Here is a 22,046-nt window from a genome sequence, read left to right as displayed (position 1 = left end):
GAAGGCAACCACGCCGACGGCGTGGCGGGCGGGCCGCGACAGGAAGCGGCCACCGGTCATTCCTTGGGCGGCAGCCAGGCGACCTGGGTCAGGCTCTTGGTCCCGCGCCGGTCGATGAGCCAGCCACGGCCGGGCGGGAGCACCTGGGCACGCATTCCGCCGAGCAGTGGCCCTTCGTCCCGGTCACCGGACATCATCAGGCCGGACGCGCCGACGTCGCGCAGCCTGGCGAGGAACGGCTCGCCGAGGCCGAGACCCGCGCCACCGCTGCGGCGGGCCAGCACGACGTGCAGGCCGATGTCCGAAGCCTGTGCGATCAACGGGAAGAGCGCGAACAGCGGATGGTCCTTGTGCGTCGCCACCAGGTCGTAGTCGTCGACGAGCACGAAGATCTCCGGACCGGTCCACCAGCTGCGGTTCCGCAGCTGGTCGGTGGTGACGTCCGGGCCCGGCAGCCGGGCGGTGAGCCGCTCGGCCACCTGTGCCAGCAACTCGGAGCTGTGGGAATCGTTGACACCCATGCCGATCAGGTACTCGCCGTCGACCTCACCGAGCAGTCCCCTGCGGTGGTCGACGAGGACGATCTGAGCCTCTTCCGGCGTGTACGCCTGGCAGATCCGCCTGGCGAGCACCCGGAGGAAGTTGGTCTTGCCGCTGCGGATGTCCGCCAGCACCAGGAAATGCGGGTCGTCGGCGAAGTCGAGGCGCAACGGGCTGAGGTCGCGCTCGTGGATGCCGACGGCGAAGCCTGCGTCCGATCCGGACAGTTCGTCGGTCGCGGGGAGCTCCAGGTAGGGCAGGACCGGCGGCAGCAACCGGACCGAGGGAGCGGGCGCCCCCGGCCATGCCTTCTTGACCGCGTCCACCAGCGTCGCCACCCCGGTCGCCAGATCCTCGGTGCCGGACACGCCGTCCACCCTCGGCAGCGAGACGAGCATCTGGTGCCCGCTCATCGCGACGCCTCGTCCCGGTGAATCGGGCGGCACACTCATCGCGGCCCGCCGGTCGATCACCGAATCGATCGGGTCGCCGATCTTCAGCTCCAGCGTGCTGACGAAGAGATCCCGGACGTTCATCCGCAGATCGAAGGCACGTGTGGCGCCGGCGATGACGTGGACACCGAAGGCGAGGCCACGCACGATGATGTCGTTGACCGTCTCTTCGAGATCCATGAAGTCGTTGCGCAGCGTCAGCCAGCCGTCGATGACGAGGAACACGTCACCGTGGAGGTCTTCGGCGAATCCACCCTCGGCCCGGAGCTTGCGATAGGTGGCCATCCCGTCGATCTGATGCTGGGCGAACAGCCGTTCCCGTTGCGCGAGCAGGGTCGCCACTTCGGCGATGGTGCGCCGGACCGCGCCCGTGTCGAGACGGCCGGAGACACCGCCGACATGCGGCAGGCCGGCGACGGAGCCGAGTGCGCCACCACCGAAATCGAGGCAGTAGAAGGTCGTTTCCCGCGGTGTGTGGGTGAGCGCGACACTGGTGATGATCGTGCGCAGCGTGGTGCTCTTGCCCGAACGAGGTCCCCCGAGCACCAGCACATGCCCGGCACCACCGGACAGATCCAGCATCAGCGGGTCGCGTCGTTGCTCGTACGGCCGGTCGACGATGCCGAGCACCGGGCGCAGCGCACCCACCGCCTCTGCCGAATTCGAGGTCACCCCGCGCTGCGGATGGATGACCAGTGAGGGCAGCAACTGGTCCAGGGTCGGCGAGTCGCTCAACGGCGGCAGCCACACCTGATGCGCGGCTCCCCGCCCTTCCAGCCGGTCGACCAGGATGTCCAGCAGGGTCTCGCCGGCGCCCAGGTCCGGATCGTCGTTTCCGGCGTGCTCCTCCGGCGGATCGTCGAGGTCCGGGGCGAGGTACGCGGTGGTGTACTCGTGCAGTGCGAACGCCTCGGCGGACGCCGAGGCCGAGCCCGCCCCGGTGGCGCGCTGGTACACGCCGGACACGTAGGCGGACCGGAAGCGGTCCATCGGTTCGGTACCGACCTTGAGGAAGCCGTGCCCCGGAGCCCTCGGCAGTTTGAACGCGTCCGGTACCCCGAGCACCGCGCGGCTGTCCATATCGGAGAAGGTGCGCAGCCCGATCCGATACGACAGGTGGGCTTCGAGACCACGCAGCCTGCCTTCGTCCAACCGCTGGGAGGCGAGCAGGAGATGCACGCCGAGCGACCGGCCGACCCGTCCGATTTGGACGAACATGTCGATGAAGTCGGGCTTGGCGGAGAGCAGTTCGGAGAACTCGTCGCAGATCACCAGGAGCGTGGGCACCTCCGGGAGCGGCGCACCCGCCGCCCTCGCCTTCTCGTAGTCGCGCAAGGACGAGAAATTCCCCGCCGCGCGAAGCAGTTCCTGACGGCGGATCAGCTCACCGTTGATCGCGTCGGCCATCCGGTCGACCAGGTGCAGCTCGTCGGCGAGGTTCGTGATCACGGCACTGGTGTGCGGGAGTTTGTCCAGCCTGCTGAAGGTGGCGCCACCCTTGAAGTCGACCAAGGCGAAGTTCAGCGAGTTCGGCGGATGGGTGACCGCCAGCGCCAGCACGAGCGTGCGCAGCAGTTCCGACTTGCCCGAGCCGGTCGCACCGATCAGCAGGCCGTGCGGGCCCATCCCGTCCTGAGCGGATTCCTTCAGGTCGATCTCGATCGGCGTCCCGTCCTCCTTGATCCCCAGCTTGATCCGGAGCCGGTCGCGATTGGGCCGGGGCACCCAGGTGTCATCGGGGTGGAAGTCGTAGGGGTCACCCAGTTCCAGCAGTTCGGCGAGACCGAGTTCACCGCTCATCGGCGCTTCCCCCGGCAGGCCCGAGGTCAGCCTCAACGGCGCCAGCTGCCTGGCGAGGCCTTCGGCGGCCACCGCGCCGAGCCGGTCGGCCCGGCCGAGTGGGACCGCGCCGTCGACGGTCTCGCTGAGCAGATCGCCGTCCGCGGAGACGTCGAGGAGCACGGTGGTCCGGTCGAAAGCCCTCGGCGGCGCGGTGCTCAGGTCCACCACGGTCACCCCTTCGACACCGCCACCGGTCATCAGATGGTCGGAACCGGCGACCGCGCCGCCGTCCAGGACCACCACCAGATGCGGGCCGGGCAGGCGCGTCGCCGCCTCCGGATCGAACCGGGGCCGTTTGGTGAGCTCCTCTTCGAGCATCGACTCCAGCGCGGGAATCGTCGTCGCGACCAGGCGCAGCGGGCCGAGTGCGTCGGTGCGCTCCGGATGCAGAACGTGCGGAAGCCACTTGACCCATTCCCAGTCGGCGCGGCGATCTTCGCTGACGCAGACCGCGACGCGCAGATCGTCCGGGGACTGCATGACGGCCAGCTGGGCCAGCAGCGCGCGCACCATGCCCAGTACGGCGTCGCGATCGCCGCGCGCGTGGATCCGGCTGAACCCGTTGACCGCGATGGCGATCGGCAGCCGGTCGATCGTGGCGTAGGTCGTGACGAACCGGCGTAACGCCAAGGCGGACAGCGGTTCGAGCTCTTCGAGCGGCTTCGTGTCCGGGGCGACCACGGTGAGCGCGGGGCGCTGCCGTCCGCGAGCGATGCGGGCGACGGCGAAGTCGGGGTCTTCCTTGCGCCGTTCCCAGAGCCGGTAACTGACGGCCAGCGACCACAACGAGGCCGGGTCCGGGTGCAGGTACTCCATCGCCGCGCGCTGTTTGCGGGCCGAACGGCGCAGCCGCAACCGATGCTGTGAAAGGTGGCGCAGGTACTTCCGCCTGGCGTGGCCCATCTCCCGTTTACTCGGGCCGCCGCCCTGCAGGAAACCCATGGCGACCATGCCGAGCATGCCGACGCCCATCAGGCCGTAGACGACGAAGCGCATGGATCCGCCGATGGAGCCCGAGTACATCAGCAGCATCGCCGCCATCATGGCCACCATCGGCAGCACCATGAAGATCTGCGCCCACTGCCTCGACGGCGGTGGCGGGATCTCCGGCGGCGGCTGCAGAAGCAGCTCTCCGGCGGGCATGTCCGGAGCGGGCCGTCGGGCCGGCCTCTTCACGACGACTGTCGACATACCCGAATCGTCCGCGCCCACACGGCCTTCGCGACGGCGATGGCAGGAAGATGCCGGGCGGCCGAGCGAGGGCGCCACACCGCCTACCTTCGCTGAAGAAGGACAGTGATCGTCGATCCGACGAAGGAAAGGAGAGCCCCTTGACGCATCCAGAAGTCGATCTCGATCTCGTGAGGGGTCAGCGCCAGGTTTCGTTCATCACCGAGTCGGTCGGCCAGATCAACGACGGCCAACAGCGGCTGAACGGCACCACCCAGGCGATGATCGCGCACAACAGCGGCCGGATGAACATCGCGGCCAACGACGCCTACGACAACCTCGGGACGCAGGTCACCAAGGTGGGCACCCACTACAGCGATACCGCCGACGGAATCCACTACGGCCTGCAGGCTCACGAGTCCGCCGACGGGGAGGCCGCGGGCGGATTCAACTACGGAAGGTAGAAAGATGGCGTACAACTCGGAAAGGGTCACCGTCCATGTGGGCCAGACCCTCGATACGGCTCAGGCCACCAAGAAGACCGGCGCCGAAGCGCGCGACAACACCGATCTCCTGCACCAGCGCGCTCAGAACTTCAGTTATGAAGGCGCCCAGGGCGAATACGGCCAAGCCGTCTTGGAGAAGGACCGCTTGAACAAGGCTCTCGCCAATGAGCAGTGGGACGGTCACGACCGGACGAGTAACTCCCTGACCAACGGGGCCCACACGATGGTGAACGCGCGGGACATGTCGATCAATCGCCTGCTCTGATCCCGTTTCAAGTACGTGAAGGCCCCCTTCACCGCGCCTAGCGCAGTGAAGGGGGCCTTCACGTACTTAGTCACCACGGCTTCGTGGTGAAAGGCTCCTTCCCTACCTTCAGGCCAGGGCCCCGGCGAAGTCGCAAAACCGCTGGTCGAGTTGGTGCCGAGTGATGATTCTGGTGCGTTCTTCACTGTCTAGAAGGGACGCCAGTCAGGTAACGGTTTCGGGTTGGTAAGTGAATCGTTGCGTGTGAGGCGGGCGTGGCTGGTGGTGCAGGTGGTAGCGCCTGCCACGGCTTAAGACCGTCCACAAAGGACACTCTCGGGATTAAACTGTCCGATCCGCCCGGTATGGATGCCTCTCGACGGTGCTGGTGTGACTGGGGTGGCGGGTGTGGCGTCGGTGCAGGTGGTCGTGTGTGGCGATTCGGGTTCTAACCCGAATCGCCACACACGACCACCTGCACCGGCCGCCCGCTCCCACCGGACAGTCGACGACGATGTCCCGTTCGAGTCCCAGGAGCGACACCGGCCGACGGTAATGCGACTTTGCCGGGACCCTGACCCCCTCAGAGTAGGCAAGGAGGCTTTCACGGCCAGGTAAGTGCGTAGTGACCCATACGCCACCTTCGCCTTATCTCTTCCGAGAAACGGCCTGTACCACTCACGAGGACTGGGCGCGATGGCTGCTTTGCTACCGGCCGTGCCGGCGTCCGCCCCGGAACCTCGGGTGCGCCCAATGTGGCATTGGGCGCACCACGCGAGGCACCGGCCAGATGAGGGTGCGGCGCCGGAGCATCAAGAGGGTCACCGTCGGGGGATCAGGAAAACCTGCTCGGGAGGTTCCACCACGCGCGGCCCGGCGGGCACCGAAGCCACCTTTCCCGGCCGCCAACGTCGCCTGTTCCCCCTCGGGACGAGCGCCGCCACCAGCCCGGCCAGCACCAGCGCGCCGATCGCGGCCACGGTCAGCCCTTTCGCCGTGTTCCCCGCTTCCTCGATCCGCGCGGCCTTCTCCAGTCCGGCGAGGTCCGGAGGGGGCGGCACGAAAACGGGCATCGCCGCGGGTTTCTCCGGATCGAGGCCGTCGGTCACCGCGCGATACGGGTCGACCAGTCCGGTGCCGTAGGCGTCGCTGCCGAGTCCGCCTCGCGCCGGATCCGCCGTGGCCTTGAGTCGCTGGATCACCTGCGCGGCGGACAATCCCGGCCACGCGGAGCGCACCAGCGCCGCGGTCGCGGCGACGAAGGGCGCGGCGAAACTGGTTCCGTCGACCTGTGTGTGACCGTCCTCTCTCGTCGTGGTCAGCACCTCCTCGCCAGGCGCGACGATACCGACGTACGGGCCGATCTGCGAGGTGCCCGTCCGTGCGCCCGCCCGGTCCACCGCGCCGACGCCGAGCACACCGGGGTACGCCGCCGGATAGGACGGCATTCCGGCGGGCGCGTTCTGCTGCGCGTTGCCTGCCGCCGCCACCACGACCACGTCCCTGGCCACCGCGTGGGCGACCGCCGCCCGGATGGCGGGGAAGTCGTTGAACGCCGCCAGCGACAGGTTGAGCACCCTGGCACCTTGATCGGCCGCGTACCGGATGCCCGCGGCCACCGCGTCCGGGTTGATCCGCAGCGAATCCCCCCGGTCGCTGATGTCCCGGTCGGTGATCCGCACCGGCAGGATCTCCGCGTCCGGCGCCAGGCCATGGAAGCCGACGCCGGGCAACGGATCGGCGGCGATGATGCCCGCGACCCCGGTCCCGTGTGACACGCAGTCGAACGAGCCGGGCAACCCACCGGGCAGGTAGAAGTCACGACCGGTGCGCACTTTGCCCGGCCTGCGCAGCTGGGGATGGTCTGCGTCGACGCCCGAATCGACCACCGCGACCAGCACCCCCGCGCCCCGGGTTCGCGGCCAGACCCGTTGCGGATCCAGGGTTTGCTGAGGCCAGGGAAGGGCTCGGACCCGTTCGTGAGCCGGTTCGGGATCGTGACACACCCCTGCCGGTGGAGCCGCGGACGCCGGAACGGCCCCGCCGACCAGATGTACCGCGGCCAGCGCACCGGCCGCCGCGAGTGCCGGAAGTCGTCTCATCTCGGCAATCGTCGGGCAGGACGGGCCCGGTCTCGCCGGTGTGGCCGCAACCTGTCACGCCGTCTCGCGATTCCTTCGTTCCGGCGACACTCGTACCGACCGAACGAGGAGGCACGGTGGAAACCTTCGCCGACAGGAAAGCCGGATACCTGAGGACGGAACAGGGTCTGCGCGAGCAGCAACGGCGGATGGCCGAGATCCGGGCCACCGCCGAATCCGACGACGGGCTGATCGGCGCGACGGTCGGCGGCTACGGCGAATTGATGGAACTGCGCCTCGACCCGCGGGTCTTCCGCACTCCCGATTCGACGGGCCTCGCGCGGGAGATCACGAAGACCGTCCACCGCGCGGCCGAACTCGCTCACGAGGAAGGTTTCGCCCTCGTCTCGGAACTGTTCCCGGCCGGTACCACCGCCGCGGAAGCCGATCTCCGCCTCGGTCCCGCGCTGCACGAACTGGACCGGCGGATCGCGGGAGGCGAGCGATGAGCACGGACGACGGAGTCCGCATGGACGGTGACGGTCTCGTCGACATGTACACCGGTGGCACCGCCCAGCAGATGAACGCGATGTCCGCGGAAGGAGATCGCCTCCAGGAGGCCTGGAACACCATCAGGGCCACGCTGCCGGCACCGGGGACGTTCGGCCATGGTCTGATCGGCGAGGCGTTCAACATCCGGACGAGCGACGTGGACGACTCGATCCGCAAGGCGGCGGATTCGGTCCCCGTCTTCTACCGTGATCTCTCGGTCGCCGGTCAGAACCTGGTGAAGGCGTACGTGGCGCACGACGCCGAGGCCGCCAACTTCATCCTCGTCCAGCTCTCCTGACAGGTTCCGGCGAGTATGGCTGACGGCGACGTCCCGGAACCGAACTGCGACCTGTGGCGCGCGGTCCGCGCGCTCCTGCCCGCCCACGAGGGCTGGCCCCCGGACAGTGAGACCCTCGCGAGAGAGCAGGCCGCGCGCTGGCGCAAGGCCAAGGACACTTTCGAGGCCTCTCTGAACGTCGTGGACGGTGTCGCCGGGAAGATCCACCAGCCGGGCGGGGGCGGCACCTGGCCGGACGCGGCCGGCGGCTACATGCGGAACTTCATCACGAGGACGAACGGCGACCAGGGATTCCGCCAGATCATCGCCTCGATGGAGGGTATGGCCGGCGAATACGAGTACTACGCCGCGGTTCTCGAAAGCGCCAAGTCCACCATCAAGGACTACGTCGAGGATCTGAGCTGGCAGTACACCGCGCTCGGTTTCGACATCCCGTCACACGCGAGGCGGAAGAAGGCGGACTTCGCCCGGAACGTCGCCGAGAACGTCCAGAAGACGGTGATCGACCACGCCGGATGGGTCAAGGATCCGTCCACCCGCCCGCAGCCCGAGGCCGTGAGCAACAACCTTCTCAGTGGGCTCTGGAAATCCGCGAAGGACCAGGGCAAGGCGCTTTTGGGCCTGTTCGGCCGCGGCGAGGACGGCAGTTGGTCGGTGTTCAACGCCCAAGTCGCGTGGGGCCATATGACGAAGCTGCTCGGTGCCTTGGCGCTGTACTCCATGCCGAACGATCTCGACCGGCAGATCGACGACATGCTGTTCGACGGCGTGCTCGGGGAAACCCTGACCGAGGCGGGAAAGGCCTTCATCGACTACGACAACTGGACCGATGAAGGCGGCGCGGCCCGTTGGCACGCCGCGGGCTACACCGCCGGAATGGTCATCGGCCTGCTCGGTCCCACCCGCGGCGCGGGTGCCGCCCTCAAGCTGGCGGGGAAGGTCGCGAACGCGCCGAAGATCATCAAATTCGGTGACCGCGTCGGGAAGTTCACCTTGACGCATGGGGCGATCAAGGTCATCGACAAGCTCGGTGACACCGCCAAACCCAAGCCCGGTGTGCTGCCTCCCTCGGTCACTCCCGACGTCGCGCGTGCGATCCACGACCGTCCCGCCGAGGTTCCCGCCGCCGGCTCGCGCGGCCCCGGCGCTCCCGAACCGCACGGACCCGGCCCCACCAAACCGCCGACACCACAGACGCCGCATCCCGAAGCCCTGCCCGAGCCGAAACCGCCGCACGACGGGCCTCCGCCGACGCGGGAACCTTCGCCTCCGTCCGGTGGTCGTGGTGAACGGCTTCCCGACGGAACCCCGGTGCCACCGCGCACCGAGCCGACGCCGGTGTCCAAAGCAGACGGTCCCGAAAGCCTCAGACGAGATCCGGCCCCGTCCTCCGCCGAACCGCCCCCTGCCCGCCATGACCCCTCCCCCGGTTCTTCTGAGCCGCGGCAGCCGCAACCACACCAGGACACCCCCGGAGGCACGCCGCCGTCGTCGCCTGCCGCGGACCACGCGCCCGCCATCAGGGCCGACGGTCAGCACGGCAACAGCGGTCAGCCGTCGGGACACGGCGCCGAGGCCGCGCAGACCCGGAGTGCCGACGCACCGGCGAGCACACCGGGCAGGGAAGCACCCGCGGCCGCGGCACCGATGCACACGACCGCGGGCGACGCGGCGAAACGAGCCGACACCCCAGGGGCGGAGCGCGGGACGCCGCCCAAGCCGTCCGCCGAGGAACTCAGGCGGCTGTACGAAAACCGCGAACTGGCCCGGATGGAACGGAAGTTCTACGAGGAAGCGCAGCGGGCCGCCGGTGGCGTCGTCTACCCGGACCACGTCGTCAAGGCGTGGTCACAGCACGCGGCGTTCGCCGAATCCGTCCGGGGCGGGCACGGGTCACCCGGCGACGCGGCCACCCGACCACGCGGCGGCCCCCGATCGACCGAAGTACTCCACAACCGCGGCGCGCACCCCGAAAGCGGCCCACCGACCGGCGGCGACAAAAGCCCGGACGGAAACCCGGGCCGCACCAAGGAACCAGGAAGGCACGAGCCACCCCGCGACACGACCACCCGGCCCGACACAGGAGTCCGCTCGAAAGAACTACCCCAGAACCGCGGGGCGCACCCGGAAAGCGAAACCGGCAGGCCGAACGGCAACGACAAGCATCCGGACCGGAACAAGGAACAAGGCAGACACGACACTCCGGGGCCGGACCGGCCCGAATCCACGTCGAATCCGACTCGGCGGATGTCACTCGACGAGTTCGCCAAGGAACGGTTTCCGGACGAGTACCGCAAAGCACACGAGGACGGCGGCGGACCATGGGACGAAGGTTCGCCGGGCACGGGAGCCGGAAACCCTGATCGTCCTTCGCCAGGGCCGCATCCGTCCGGCTCCGGAGGCGCGGTCCATGCCGAGCCCGCGCGGAGTGGCGTCCTGCTCGAAGCACGTCCGCAGGTCGCCGAGCCGGTCGTCGAAAAGGTCACGCGTCCGGACAGCGCTCCGGCCGCCGCCAAGGCCCGGGTCGAAGCTCCGGTCCGCGAAGCCGCGCGGCCCGAGCCGCGGACCGTCGAATCCATCCCGAACAAACCGGTCATCCTGCATCCGGACGGCACCCCGGAGCCCCTGCGCCCGATGACGGTGACTCCGGTGCCACGAGAGGAGATCCTGCCGGGCCACGGCACCGGACCGGGGAAACCGGTGGAGCCCTCGCGGATGAATCCGGGCTGGGCCGAGCCGCCACGGGTCGGCCGGGCGGAACCACCCCACGTCGGCTGGGACGAGCCACCCCGCTTCGGCGATCCCGCATCGCCGCGTGTCGGCTGGGAAGAGCCACCCAAGGTCGGCCGGCCTGCCGCCCCTTCCCCTGGCTCCCCCGCACCGACACCGCCGAAGCCCGGCCCGGCGCTGCCCACCCCTCTGCGGACTCCCGGCATCGAGCCGTCACCGGAACTCCCACCTGGCCCCGAAAAGGAGCCGGTCGCTCCCGCTAAACCCGAGATTCCGGAGCTGCCGAAGGAACCGGAGATCCGGGAACTGCCAACGGACCCCGAAGTCCGGGTGGCCATCGAGGGAACCGAGATCCGCGAGCTGCCGAAGGAACCCGAAATCCGCGCGCTGCCTCGCGATCCGGAGATCGCGGAGCTACCCAAGGACCCAGAGGTTCCGGCGGATCAACTCCGGGCCGCGAGGGACCGGCCCGCCCCCGCGTTCCGGCCCTGGGAGCACTGGTCCGATCCGGCGCGACAGGTTCCGTGGCCGCAGCCGGAGGGCGTCCAGGAGTACATCGACGGCGCCATCGAACGAAGCGCTCAGCGAGCGGAGGCCGCCGCGCTGGAGGAGTGGAACGCCGCCGCCGAATCCGCCGCGCGGGAGCATCCGCGGGAAGCACACCTCGACAATGTGGCGTTCGGGATCGGGACCGACAAGGAGCTGACCCCCGAGGACCGGGCGAAGGTCGCGGCGATGGACGACTACGCCCCCGAACTTCCCGAGCTTCGTGCCAAGCTGGATCAGCTTCAGCAAAGCGACCCGAAGCACCATCGCGATCTGGTCACCCTGCTGTCCGATCCCGAATACTCGCTCGACAAGAAACTCTGGCTCGCGACGACGTTCCTCATGCCCGGTGGTGTCGCCTCGCCGTCGAACCTTCCGGCTCGGGTCGAAGCCGCGGCGCCCGCGGCCCGGGGTCGGCTGGAGCAGGCCTTGGCGCAAGGCACGATCTCGACCGCCGAATTCCAGCGACGGATGGCGGCATGGGCGGACTTCGTCGTACGTGCAGGCGGCCTCCGCGAAACGATCGACGAGGCGAACCGGACCGACGACGTGCGACCGGTGCTCGAAAAACTGCGCGCGTTCAGCGAATCCCTGCGCGAATACGCCAGGGCGCACGCCGATTCGCCCGTCCCCGCGTGGCGCGACGCCATCCGGTTCGACCTGCTGGATCCCCATCGCCTGCGGACCCTCCAGCCCTCGGTCACCGAGGCTGGTCACTTCGACGTCGTGACCCAGGCGATCGTGGCGCACTGGTTCGAATCGATCTTCGGCGCGCCGGGACTGGATTACGCCACCAGGGCCGCCGCTCTCGCGGTGCCGTTGGACAGAGCGGCGCTGAACCAGCGCTACCCGGGTGTGGACATCGACGGGATCTTCGGGGCTCTGCTCGGGATCGACAGCAGGCGCGACGGCGTGTTCATGCCGGATTCCGGCACCGGGTTGATCCGCCCCTTGCTCGGGATGGCCGAATTCCTCACCACCATGATGCACGAGTTCGCGGTGCACGGACTGCAGGATCCGGCTTCCGTCGTCGCCGGGGCAGGAGCCGCGCGGCAGTGGGCCGAAGCCCTCTTCCAGGCGGCTCATGAATTCCAGGGCCGCAGCGGGGAGATCCTCGTGGCCGAGGCGATGCGCGCCGAGGCGGAGAAGTCGATCGTGCCTCCAGAGTTGCGCCGCGACGTTTCGGATCTGCCACGTTTGTCGCCCTTGGCAAGGGATTGGGATCAGCTGAGCCGCGTGATCCAGGTCGAGTTCGGCGGCCTCGCCCCGGCGTACAAAGCGGCGCTGTTCCAGCAGCTGATGGCGATCGGCGTGAGCCACGAACGTGACCTCGCCCGGATCCGCGATGCCGTGGCGGGCGGCCCGAAGATCGGCAACCCCGTCGTCGAAGCCTTCAAGGCCGATCCGCACGGGTTCACGACCAGGTATCCCCGGCCCGAACCACCGGACCCGCCCGAACCACCCCCGCCGCCCTCCCCGGATCCGTCCGGACCGGTGACGCTCGGCGGGTCACGGCGACCGGACCCGGATCTTCCGGCCCGGCTGCCCGAATCGGGTGCCAAGGCCGTCACGCCGACGTCCTCGCCCCTGCCGCCGCCGGGAATCCCTTTCACCGTGTGGCGAGAGCTGAGCGCCGCCGAACGCCTGGCGCTCGCGAGTGTCCACGCTCGCGGACTGAACGCCGCCGGCACCTTGGCCGCGGCCGTCGCCCAGGTGCGGGACAAGAAGAAGCCTCCCGCCGTGCGGAAACTTCCCCAGCTGCTCGGCAAGATGACCACGCAGCAGCGCGCTGATCTCGAAACACGGCTGACCGGTTTCGCGATCGAGGGAACGACCCCGGCGTTCCCCCGGCGCTACCTCGATCGGACCGGGGATCTCAGCGGCCCGGCCACGTTGACCCCCACCGATCACGAGAGTCTGGCGCACGTCGCCGCGCTCGACCGGGCGATCAGCCGTTCCTGGGCGAATCCTTGGCGGCAACGACGGTTGCGGGACGAGCTCAGCGGCCTCCTGGACGAGCTCGGCCTGAATCCGAACCATCCCGATTTCGCGCACCGGGCGGCCGCGCTGGAGAACCATCCGGCCGCACCGGTGGTGTGGCGGCATCTCGGTCCGCTCGACGATCCGTTCGGGATCGCGACCACCGCCGACCACCTCTTCGCCCAGTTCAGCGGCACGGTCGCCCCCGGCCTGGCCTCGAGCGGGGTGCTCGCCGCCATGGGCAGCGTGCCCGCCGCCGTCGCCGCCGGCCTGACCACCTTCCTCGCCGCCGTGGCCGCCGGACTTCTCGCCCGCGGTCACGAGAGCAGGGACGACGCGGCCCTCGCCGCGCTGAGGAAACATCTGGACGCGCAACGACAGTTCGAGGGCGTGTTCCGGCCCACCGACCGGCAACGCCTGCTGCTGCGACGCATGGGGCTGCCGGAAGGACACGGCCCGGATCTGGCGGCGGTCAAATCGCCGGAGGGATCCAGCTCATCCGGCACCCAGAAACTGCGGAACTTCTACTTGCGGTACGGCGTCCCACCCGCCACGGCGGTCAGCGTGAGCATGCTGCCGGTACTGGAGCTGGCGACGTCGACCCGGCTGGGCCTCGCCATCGGCGGCGGGGTGACGGCCATCGTGGCACCGCTTCTGCACTGGAAAAGGGCGCGCACCAAGGTGAACACCGAACTGCGGGCGGGCGAACGCAACGCCAGGAGGCTTCTGCCCGAGGCCTACCACGCCGAAGACAAAGCGGACCGCGACCTGGCACGCGCGGTGAGCGGCCGTCCGGTCCCCGACGCGCCGGACCCCGTCCCCGGACCGGCGTACGCGGACCCGAACCTGCCGATGCGCGCCACCTTGCCCGAAGGCCTCGACGGGCCGGTCCAGACCGTGAAGCAGGCGGTGCCGCCGTCGGAATCGAAGCCGCTCGACCCGGACGCGGCATTCAAGGTCACCTTCTACGAAGCCATGCTCGACTACGGCATCGGCAAGGCGTTGTTCGCGCTCCCGGCGGTCCCGTTGATCAACCGGGTGGACAAGATCGAGATGATCAACAAGGTCGCCAGGACGGCGGTCGACAAACGGGCCAAGTTCGAAGCGGAGCAAGCCAAACAACAGTCGCTGCTCGCCGCACAGCTGGCCGCGCTGGAAGCCGCCCGTACCGCGGCGGACGACGCCGTGGCACAGCGGCCGGGCCTGCTCCGCCGGCTGTTCGGCGGGACCGAATCGGCGGCTCAAGTTCCGGCGCGGCCGGTGGAGACCGTGCCTCCGCCCTCACCGATTCCCGCCGAAAGGCCGGGCTCGGTGACGAAGTCCGACTACAAGCACATCTGGCGCGGCCTCTATGTCCTCGGCGGCCTGGGCTCCGCCGCCACCGCGCTGGCACTCGGTCTCGACCTCTCCTACGCGGTGGCCGCGCTGACCGCGCTGGCCACCGGTGGCTGGGTGGGCCGGGACAAGTGGCGGCATCGGCAGGTCGAACTGGCCGCGAGGAACAAGAAGGCCGACGCCGACGCGGTGAAAGGGTTCGCCGAGTTCGAACGTGATGCCACCGCCCTCGCCGATTTCCTCACCGAACGGCTGTCCGATCCCCTCCTGTCGATCGCGGACGACGCGGCGCGGGCAGGTCGTACCGACGTGCTCGCCCTCCTGTCGGACGTCTGGGGAATGCTGACGCGAAACGTCGAGGTCGCCTCCCGGGCGACGCCTTTCGACGAACTCGGGCCGCTGCGGATCGAAGGTGACCGCTGGCACGACCAGTCGGTGCGGAACCAGGCGAAGGCCGCGCTCGACGAGATCCGCCGGTCGGTCCAAGCGGAAGGGGGCGAACTGGCCGTCCGCTCGGGTGATTGGTCGACGCTGGCGAAGCGACTGGGCCTGCTGGAAAGCGTCCGCGACCTCGCGGGCCGGGCAGTGACGCATCTCGACGCCGTCGGCGAGTACGGCGCCGGACCTGCCCAGACGACGATCGCCGCGCTGAACGACGCCATGCACGAATACCAGCTGAACGGACCGAGGCATCTCGAGCCGCCCGCGACCGTCCAGGCGGCCAGGGAGAGCTTGTCCAAAGTGGACAACGCCGCCGCGCGCTACCTGGACCGGAGTGCCCCGACCTGGCGTCGTCCCCGCACCTCGGACGTGCGGGCGGCGCTCGGCGCCGTGGACGAGGCCATCCGCCGGTACCGGGAGCCGTCCGCCCCCGGCGCACGCGCGACGGGTGACGAAGCCGCGGTGCACAAGGCCATCGACCGCTATGAGGCTCTCCGGGATCCGAAGCGGCATGAACCGTCCTCTCCCGCGATGCGGGCCGCGGTCACCGACCTGCGGAACGCGATCGCGCGTCACCAGGAGGCGACCGCGGCGGGCTGGCGCTGGCCGGATTCGGCCACCGACCAGGTCAGAGACGCACTCACCGGGCTGAAGCACGCGATCACCCGCTACCACCAGCTCAACGCCACCCGGCGGACGGGTGCCCAGGCCGGGAACATCACCTCGGCGCTCAACGAAATCGAGCGGGTCATCGACCGCTACCGGCGCGAAAGCGCACCGAAATGGCGTGAGCCCGCCGGTCAGGACGCGAAACTGGGGCAGGTGCTCGGCGAACTGCACTGGGCTCTCCACCATTACTGGCAGGTCAGCGCTCCCCGCGGACGAGGGTCCACCGGCTACGACAAGGCGTTGAAAGCGGCGGAAAAGGACCTGAAGAAGGCGATCTTCGCCGTCAAGAAGCTGAATGTCCCCGGCATGAAGGGAAAGCCTGCCGAGGCGGCCCCTCTGTCTCCGGGTCATGCGCTGAGCAACGGTCAAGACGTCCGGTACGCGCCGTCGGGGATGTCGGTCGGCCCCGCCGCGGAGACGCAGAAGGCGCATCTCCGGACGATGATGGCGAACCGGCCGGACCCCGACCGGCCGTATGTGGTGACCATGCACGACGACGGCGAGCTCCCCAGCCCCGAGGAGCTCGCGGCGGCGACACTGCGCAGCGAGTACTACACGCCGGGCCGCCCGGTGCGGCTGCATTCCTGCGGTTCGGCGGCGTGGGCACGGCGGTTCGCCGTCGCGCTGGGCGCCCCGGTCGTGGCCCCGGTGTCCGACCTGCACGTGCTGGGCCGCCGTACCGAACTGCCGGACGGCACCGTGCTGCGGTTCGGACAGGAGATCGTCGAGGGCTACGGCGTCGGCGACGGCTGGGCGGAATTCCCGCCGAGCGGGAAACGTCCGGTCATGCTCCACTCCGCCGGGGGCTCTCGCCCGATCACGCTCGACGAACTGAACAGCGCGAACCCCGTGGCGCTGGGACATCCCGACGACTTCGCGAAACTGTTCAGGAGCACATCGCTCAACGAGCTGAGCGCCCTGCACGCCGGGACCGCGCGCCTGCGCCCTGCCGACGTCAAGGCGTACTTGGAGAAGTTCCATCCGGAGCTCGGCAAGGTCAATCCCGGTTTCCACGACGAAGACGCCGTAGCGGCCGGTTACACGACGAACTGCACCCGGGCGGTGGTCTATCACGAGCGCCGCAGGCTCGGTGAAGACGTCACCGCACCGCCCCTCCGGCCGGAGGACGCCGCGCTGGGGAGCCTCGGGTACGTCTCCGACCGGCTCGGCGGCGAATGGGACCACGGTCACGGCACCGCTTACGACAGCGTCATCTCCGCGATGCTGGACCGGCCGGTCGGCGCGCGGGCCGTGATCGCCGTGGATTCGAGGACTTCCACGGGAGCGGAGAACAAACACGTCGCGCAGGTGAGCCGGGACAAGCACGGGATCGTGTTCCTCGACCCGCTGGACGGCGGACTGATGGAATTGCCGCCGCGGCCCACCAGGATCGCTTTGCTGCCCTACACCGATGCTGACGCTCCGCCCGGGAATCTCCACCTGCCGGAACCCGCGAGAAGTCGTGAACTGGGCGAGAAGATCGTCGCGACGTCTCCTCGGGGCGACGCCGTCTACCGTTCGCTGCCGGAATTCTCCGCCGACTTCGGCTACAACGGCCATCCCGCCTACGACCGATACCCGCCTTCGCCGGAATCCGGTCCGCAAGACGGTTCGGCGATGTTCCGCGATACGCCGCTCCACTCGCTGCCCGCGATGGACGCGGACACCGTGGACGGCCGCTGGAAGGAAGCCGTCGCCTTCATCCTCGAACACTTCCCCCAGCTGCCGGAAACCAATCCCGGCTATTACACGGACTGGGCCGATCGGCTCGGCTTCCACACGAACTGCACTCGGTCCGTGGTCTATTACCTGCGAAGGCTGCTCGGTGAGGACGTGACCGCACCGCCGGTTCCGGTGGAGCTCAAGGACGAGATCGCCACGTTGAGCTACGTGTCGGACAACCTCGGCGGGCAATGGACGGAAGTGGACGACGCCAGTTACGACGGGGTCATCTCGGCCATGCTGGCTCGCCCCGTCGGCTCGCTGGCGGCGGTGAACTTCTTTTATCAGAAGGGCAGGAAGACCGGATCGCATGTGGCACTGGTCGCCCACCATCCGAGCGGAGTCGTGTTCCTCGACCCGCTCACGGGCTGGCTGACGCTGCTGGAGGAATTCCCCTTGCAGATTCTGCTGCTCCATTTCCCCCGAGAACGAGGTGCGTAGTGCAGGCGCAGGAAGCGGCCGCGAAGGTCGAGGAATGGCTGCGGACCGGTACGTCCGCCGATCTGACGAGCGGCGAGTACGCGGTCCGGGTCGATCACGCGAACATCCTGCGTGTTCCCGAAGGCTGGTTCGTGCCCTACGACACGGCCCGCGCGCTGGACGGCGACAGGCTGGCTTCGCTGGTACCGAAACCGGCGCTGATCGTGCGTGAGGACGGGGAGTTGCGCCGTCCCGACACCGGCCGGGACGGGACCGGGCCGAGCAGCCCGGTGCCGGTGGTGGGCGAGGACGACTGGCGGGAGATCCTGGAACCCGAGTTCCGCCGGAGCGGTGTGGCCTATCTCGGCGTCGGGTCCAATGCCGTGATGGCGTGGCACAAATACGCTCCAGACGGCTCCGCGACCGGCGAGATCCGGGTCAACCCGGACTATCGGCCCGGCCCGGAACGGCTGGGGTACTCGCCCATGGACACCCCGACGGACCGGCTCCTCGGTCTCCTGGCGGCGGACCGGTACGACCGCCCGCGCTACCTCGCCGGGCTGCTGAGTTCGGAAGTCCTTCTCCCGCTCGACTTCCGGACCGAAAAGCCGCTTCGGCAGGACGAGCCGGACACGCTGCGGGTATTCGGTTCACGGCGCCGGTTGCCGCCCGGTACGGAGAAATGGCTGCGCACGGACGTCCTTTCGTTCGTCCGGGAGTTTCCCGGAGTCGGTTTGTCGATCAATCCCGGTTCGTTCCCGTCGGACACGGTCGGCGCGCGGGAACTGGCGGACACGGTGGCGCGCTGGCCGGAACTTCTCCCTTTCACCCGGGAGGTGGAGGTCTCACCGGAGTACTCGGAGTCCGTGCTGGTCGCGGCCGAGCGGATCAGGGCGGACTCTGGGGCTGCCGAACCGGCGGCCGGGCTGGCGGAAGCGGCGGCCAAGGCCAGGACCGCCGGGTACGAACTGTCGGAGCGGGAATGCGAACGGTTCGTCCTCGGCCGGGCCTGGGAACAGCGCAATGGCGTGTCACCGGCCGGGGTCGACTCCCCGCTGGACGACCTCTCCGGACAGCACTGGCCGGACGACCTCCACGCCAACGGGCTCGCCGCCGGCTACGACGCGGCGGGCCGGATCCGCCCGCACGTGGCGACCGGCGGCAAGTTCTTCCGCCAGGAGGCCGTCGGCGGCGAGTCCGCCTGGCATCGTGTCGCCGGCGCGTTCGCCGGGTTCGCCCTCGGCGAGTCGCTCGGCTCGGCGGCGGACACCGGGGCGCTCAGGATCGGCCCGCTCACGCGGCGGTTGCTGTTCTGCACGGAGGGCATGCTGCGAGCGCTGCCCGGTCCGTATCGTGGCGCGGTGCCGAGCGGGCTGATGACCGTCGGCGTACGAGCGAGGCGACGCCTGGAGGACGCTCAGGACAACGGCTGGCTCTGCCGCGTCCGGGAACTGCGCACGATCCCGCCGGACCTGCCGGGCCCCGCCGACGATGCCGGATTCCTCGTGCCGGGCATCGTGGCCGCGCTGTGCGGCGGCACGGCCCCGCGCGTCGCCCGCCTGCTGGTCTCCGGCGACGGAGCCGACGAAGTGACCGCGGAGGCCGCCGCGGCGGTGGCGACGCTGTTCGCCGGACTGTTCCAGCCCGAACCGGCGCCCCCGCACATCCTCGCGAAGCGACTGATCGACTCCGGCGCGACGACGGGGCCGGTGGCCGAAGCGCTGGCCACCGCGCTGCGCGCACGGGACGACGTCCGCGCCGATGACCATAAGCCGTTCGCCGGCGTTTCCGCCGTGGACGCGCTGGGCAGCTCGATGACCGCGGTGTTCCGGCACTTCTTCGATCCACAGTGGACACTGATGGCCGCGCTCGACCGCTCCGGCGGCAGCGCGATCACCGCCGCGATCGCCGGGGCCGTCGCCGGGTCGCGGGCAGGTATCTCAGGACTGCCGGAAAAGTGGCTCGACCGGCTCGAGGCACGCGACCTGGTCGAGACCGTTGCCGGAGACGCGTTCTGGCACTTCTCCGCGCAACCGCCGTCAGCCGACGAGCGCTACGCCGCGGAGTGGGCGATGCGTTACCCACGAGAGCTGTGACCGGCCCTCTCGGGTGTGTTCGCCTTTGCGCGGTTTCCGGGGGGGCGTGAGTGATAAAGAGGGTCATTGAGGGGTAAGTCGAACGTGCCGTGGCGCGGGGTCGGTGTCGCTCCTGCGTACGCGTTCTCCTGGTAGTGAGGGCCTCCTTTCCTGCTCTGACGGTGACCTCGGCGACCGGCCGTGAAGTACATGAAGGCCCCCTTCCTTGCGTCTAGCGCAAGGAAGGGGGCCTTCATGTACTTCGGCAAGGCGTAACTCGCGTGCTTGAGGACGTAAACTCGCGAGTGCGGTGTCGCGTCATCAAGCGGACATCAGGCTCCCTCAGGCCACTCGCGACCCCCTCATCGCGATCAGGGCGCGTCCGACACACCGAAGTGACGGAGCAGGTCGGCGAGCTGTTCGTACGGCGGCCGCCGACCGCCGTCCATCGTGCACCAGGCGGCGGACCCGAGGAGCGTGACCCGCGCGGCCGGGGCCCGCTCGGCGTGGCCTACCCCGCGAGCCGCGACTATCTCCTGTCCGACAAGGAGTCCGTAGGGCAGGGCGGGCCGGGTCGGGCGGCTCCCGCGAAAACCGCCCCGCCTGCCGGGATGCACCGCGGCCAGCATCAGCCGCGCGCTGCCGGAGACCTGCTCGGCCAACGCCGTGAGATCCTCCGGCCGCAGCTTCCCGGACTCGGGCCCGCTGAGCCTGGTCTCCTCGATCGTCCCTTCGTCCGTGGGCGACACGCGCAGCTGCCCGGTCACTTCACCGCCGACCACGACCAGCGGGGTGCGTCCGGGCGCGCGGTTCCGGCAGTACGCGGTGATCTCGTCGGCCGACCACGGCAAGGTGGCGGGTTCGGCGTCCCCCCAGCCGTCGGGCGCGCCACCGGTGAACGCCCGCAGGACGGCTTCGGCGGCGGAACCGAGCCGGTGCGGCTCGGCGGCCGGGTGCACGGTGGTGATCCGCACCTCGACGTCGCCGGAGGCGATCTCCGGCTCCACCGGGGCGGCGGCCCGTCCGCCCGGATCGCGGGCGAAACGCGTTCCGGTCCAGGTCATCGGAACGCCGCGAATCCCGTCGCGGTAACGGTCGGCGTCCTCTTGCACGACCCACTCGGCCGCGGCGTCCCGCAGCAACAACTCCATCGGGTAGGTGAGCCTGCTGTCCTCGGGCGTGAGCAGCTGGAGAACCCGCTTGCTCCGCGAGGCCGAACGCGCCGCGTCGATCAACCACGAGGAAGCGGGCACGACACCGCGGGACTGTTCGACGACCAGTGCCTCCGAGGTCGCCCAATCCGCGGCGGGATGCCCGGTCACCTGCTCGACCACGCCAACCCTCCGGTCCCGCCCACCAGCGCCTCGGTGAACGCCCTGGCGACGGCTTCCGCCTCCGGGTCCGCTTCGGGAGCACGGCTCTCCACCCACCACACCGGATGCGGGAGCTCGATCCCGACGTCGATGCCGAGCAACCGCCGCACCTCGCCCGGGACGCGCACGAGCCGGGCGTCCTCGATGCTCAGCAGCAGCCGCCCGCCGGGGTGACAGAGCTGGACCACCGGCCCACCCTCCACTGTGGACACGGTCAGCCCGCCGCTCAGCGGCAGGACCGACTCGACGGCGGTCACCGGATCCGGCCGGTCCGCGCACAGGCCGATGATGTCGAAGGTCACCTGCCGATCAGACACCGGACGAGCGTGCCGTGCGCGCCGCTGGCCGGAACCTGCCGGATCCGATCAGTGCGGCGCCATCCGGTACCCTGACCCCCGGACGGTATGGATCAACGGCGGATCCTTGAGCTTCCGCCGCAGCCGGGCGATCACGACGTCCAGCACGTTCGACGCCGGGTCCGCCATCTCGTCCCACGCGTACCGGATGAGTTCCCGTCGCGAGACCGGCCGCCCGGCCGCGGCCATCAGCCGCTCCATGACGAGATACTCCTTGCGGGTCACGGTGAGCAGCACGCCCGCACGGGAGATCTGGTGCCTGCCGGTGTCGAGTTCGACGTCGGCGCACCGCAGGATCACCGCCTGCCCGGACATGTCGCGGCGGCACAGGCTGCGCACCCGCGCGATCAGTTCCGGCATGGCGAACGGCTTCACGAGGTAGTCGCCTCCGCCGACCCGCAGGCCGTCGATGCGGTCGGCCACGCTGTCGCGCGCGGTGAGGAACAACACGGGCAACTGCCACCCGGCACCTCGCCTGCCGCGCACGTAGGCCAGCGCGTCACCCGATGGCAGCATCCGGTCGAACACCGCGCAGTCGTAGGCGTTCACCGTCAGCGCCTCGTCCGCGCCCGGCAGGTCGGGGGCGGTGTCCACCGCGAACCCGTCGCCGCGCAGGGCGAATTCCAGCGCCACCCGCAAGTTCTCGTCGTCCTCGGTCACCAGCACCCGCACACCGGCACCTTACTGGCTGTCGGTGAACCCGTGTCCGCGATC

The 22,046-nt window shown here is 69.6% G+C and carries 11 protein-coding genes; 6 read left to right on the top strand and 5 right to left on the bottom strand.

Features of this window, described 5'->3' with window-relative positions; translation table 11 throughout:
• Window positions 1–56 precede the first annotated feature (56 nt).
• Window positions 57–4,025, bottom strand: a complete 3,969-nt coding sequence (gene eccCa / locus CVV72_RS38630; protein WP_219149457.1) for a type VII secretion protein EccCa — start codon at window positions 4,023–4,025, stop codon at window positions 57–59.
• Window positions 4,026–4,165: 140 nt separating this feature from the next.
• On the opposite strand from eccCa, the gene CVV72_RS38625 reads away from it, so the two are divergent.
• Together CVV72_RS38625 and CVV72_RS38620 are read left to right on the top strand one after the other, a co-directional pair.
• Window positions 4,166–4,468: a hypothetical protein gene (locus CVV72_RS38625; protein WP_219149455.1), complete on the top strand. Its 303-nt coding sequence runs from the start codon at window positions 4,166–4,168 to the stop codon at window positions 4,466–4,468.
• A 4-nt stretch (window positions 4,469–4,472) separates the two neighbouring features.
• Window positions 4,473–4,775, top strand: coding sequence for a hypothetical protein (locus tag CVV72_RS38620; RefSeq protein WP_219149453.1), 303 nt, complete (start codon window positions 4,473–4,475; stop codon window positions 4,773–4,775).
• Window positions 4,776–5,575: 800 nt separating this feature from the next.
• On the opposite strand, the gene mycP is transcribed toward CVV72_RS38620, so the two are convergent.
• On the bottom strand, window positions 5,576–6,856 hold the full coding sequence (gene mycP / locus CVV72_RS38615) for a type VII secretion-associated serine protease mycosin (protein ID WP_219149451.1): 1,281 nt from the start codon (window positions 6,854–6,856) through the stop codon (window positions 5,576–5,578).
• Between the two features lie 116 nt (window positions 6,857–6,972).
• On the opposite strand from mycP, the gene CVV72_RS38610 reads away from it, so the two are divergent.
• From CVV72_RS38610 to CVV72_RS38595, 4 genes are read left to right on the top strand one after another with little or no spacing between them, the layout of a single operon-like run.
• A complete protein-coding gene (locus CVV72_RS38610; protein WP_255632398.1) occupies window positions 6,973–7,344 on the top strand; it encodes a YbaB/EbfC family nucleoid-associated protein in 372 nt (123 codons plus the stop codon).
• The gene (locus CVV72_RS38605) at window positions 7,341–7,685 is read left to right on the top strand and encodes a hypothetical protein (protein WP_219149449.1); all 345 of its coding nucleotides are present in this window, start codon (window positions 7,341–7,343) and stop codon (window positions 7,683–7,685) included. Before CVV72_RS38610 ends, CVV72_RS38605 begins: the two co-directional genes overlap by 4 nt.
• Before the next feature lie 15 nt (window positions 7,686–7,700).
• Window positions 7,701–17,549, top strand: coding sequence for a toxin glutamine deamidase domain-containing protein (locus CVV72_RS38600; RefSeq protein WP_219149447.1), 9,849 nt, complete (start codon window positions 7,701–7,703; stop codon window positions 17,547–17,549).
• Entirely contained in the window at window positions 17,549–19,624 is a 2,076-nt protein-coding gene (locus CVV72_RS38595) for a YrhB domain-containing protein (RefSeq protein WP_219149445.1), read from the top strand. Before CVV72_RS38600 ends, CVV72_RS38595 begins: the two co-directional genes overlap by 1 nt.
• Window positions 19,625–19,974: 350 nt before the next feature.
• On the opposite strand, the gene CVV72_RS38590 is transcribed toward CVV72_RS38595, so the two are convergent.
• From CVV72_RS38590 to CVV72_RS38580, 3 genes are read right to left on the bottom strand one after another with little or no spacing between them, the layout of a single operon-like run.
• Window positions 19,975–20,937, bottom strand: a complete 963-nt coding sequence (locus CVV72_RS38590; RefSeq protein WP_219149443.1) for a DUF6177 family protein — start codon at window positions 20,935–20,937, stop codon at window positions 19,975–19,977.
• Window positions 20,922–21,293, bottom strand: a complete 372-nt coding sequence (locus CVV72_RS38585) for a hypothetical protein (protein ID WP_255632397.1) — start codon at window positions 21,291–21,293, stop codon at window positions 20,922–20,924. Before CVV72_RS38585 ends, CVV72_RS38590 begins: the two co-directional genes overlap by 16 nt.
• Window positions 21,294–21,341: 48 nt before the next feature.
• Window positions 21,342–22,004, bottom strand: coding sequence for a response regulator transcription factor (locus CVV72_RS38580; RefSeq protein ID WP_219149441.1), 663 nt, complete (start codon window positions 22,002–22,004; stop codon window positions 21,342–21,344).
• Window positions 22,005–22,046 lie beyond the last annotated feature (42 nt).

The organism is Amycolatopsis sp. TNS106, assembly GCF_019330265.1.
GTDB classification, from domain to species: Bacteria; Actinomycetota; Actinomycetes; order Mycobacteriales; family Pseudonocardiaceae; genus Amycolatopsis; species Amycolatopsis lurida.
Note: the sequence above shows the minus strand (reverse complement) of the source record. Positions and strands in the feature narration are given on the sequence as shown.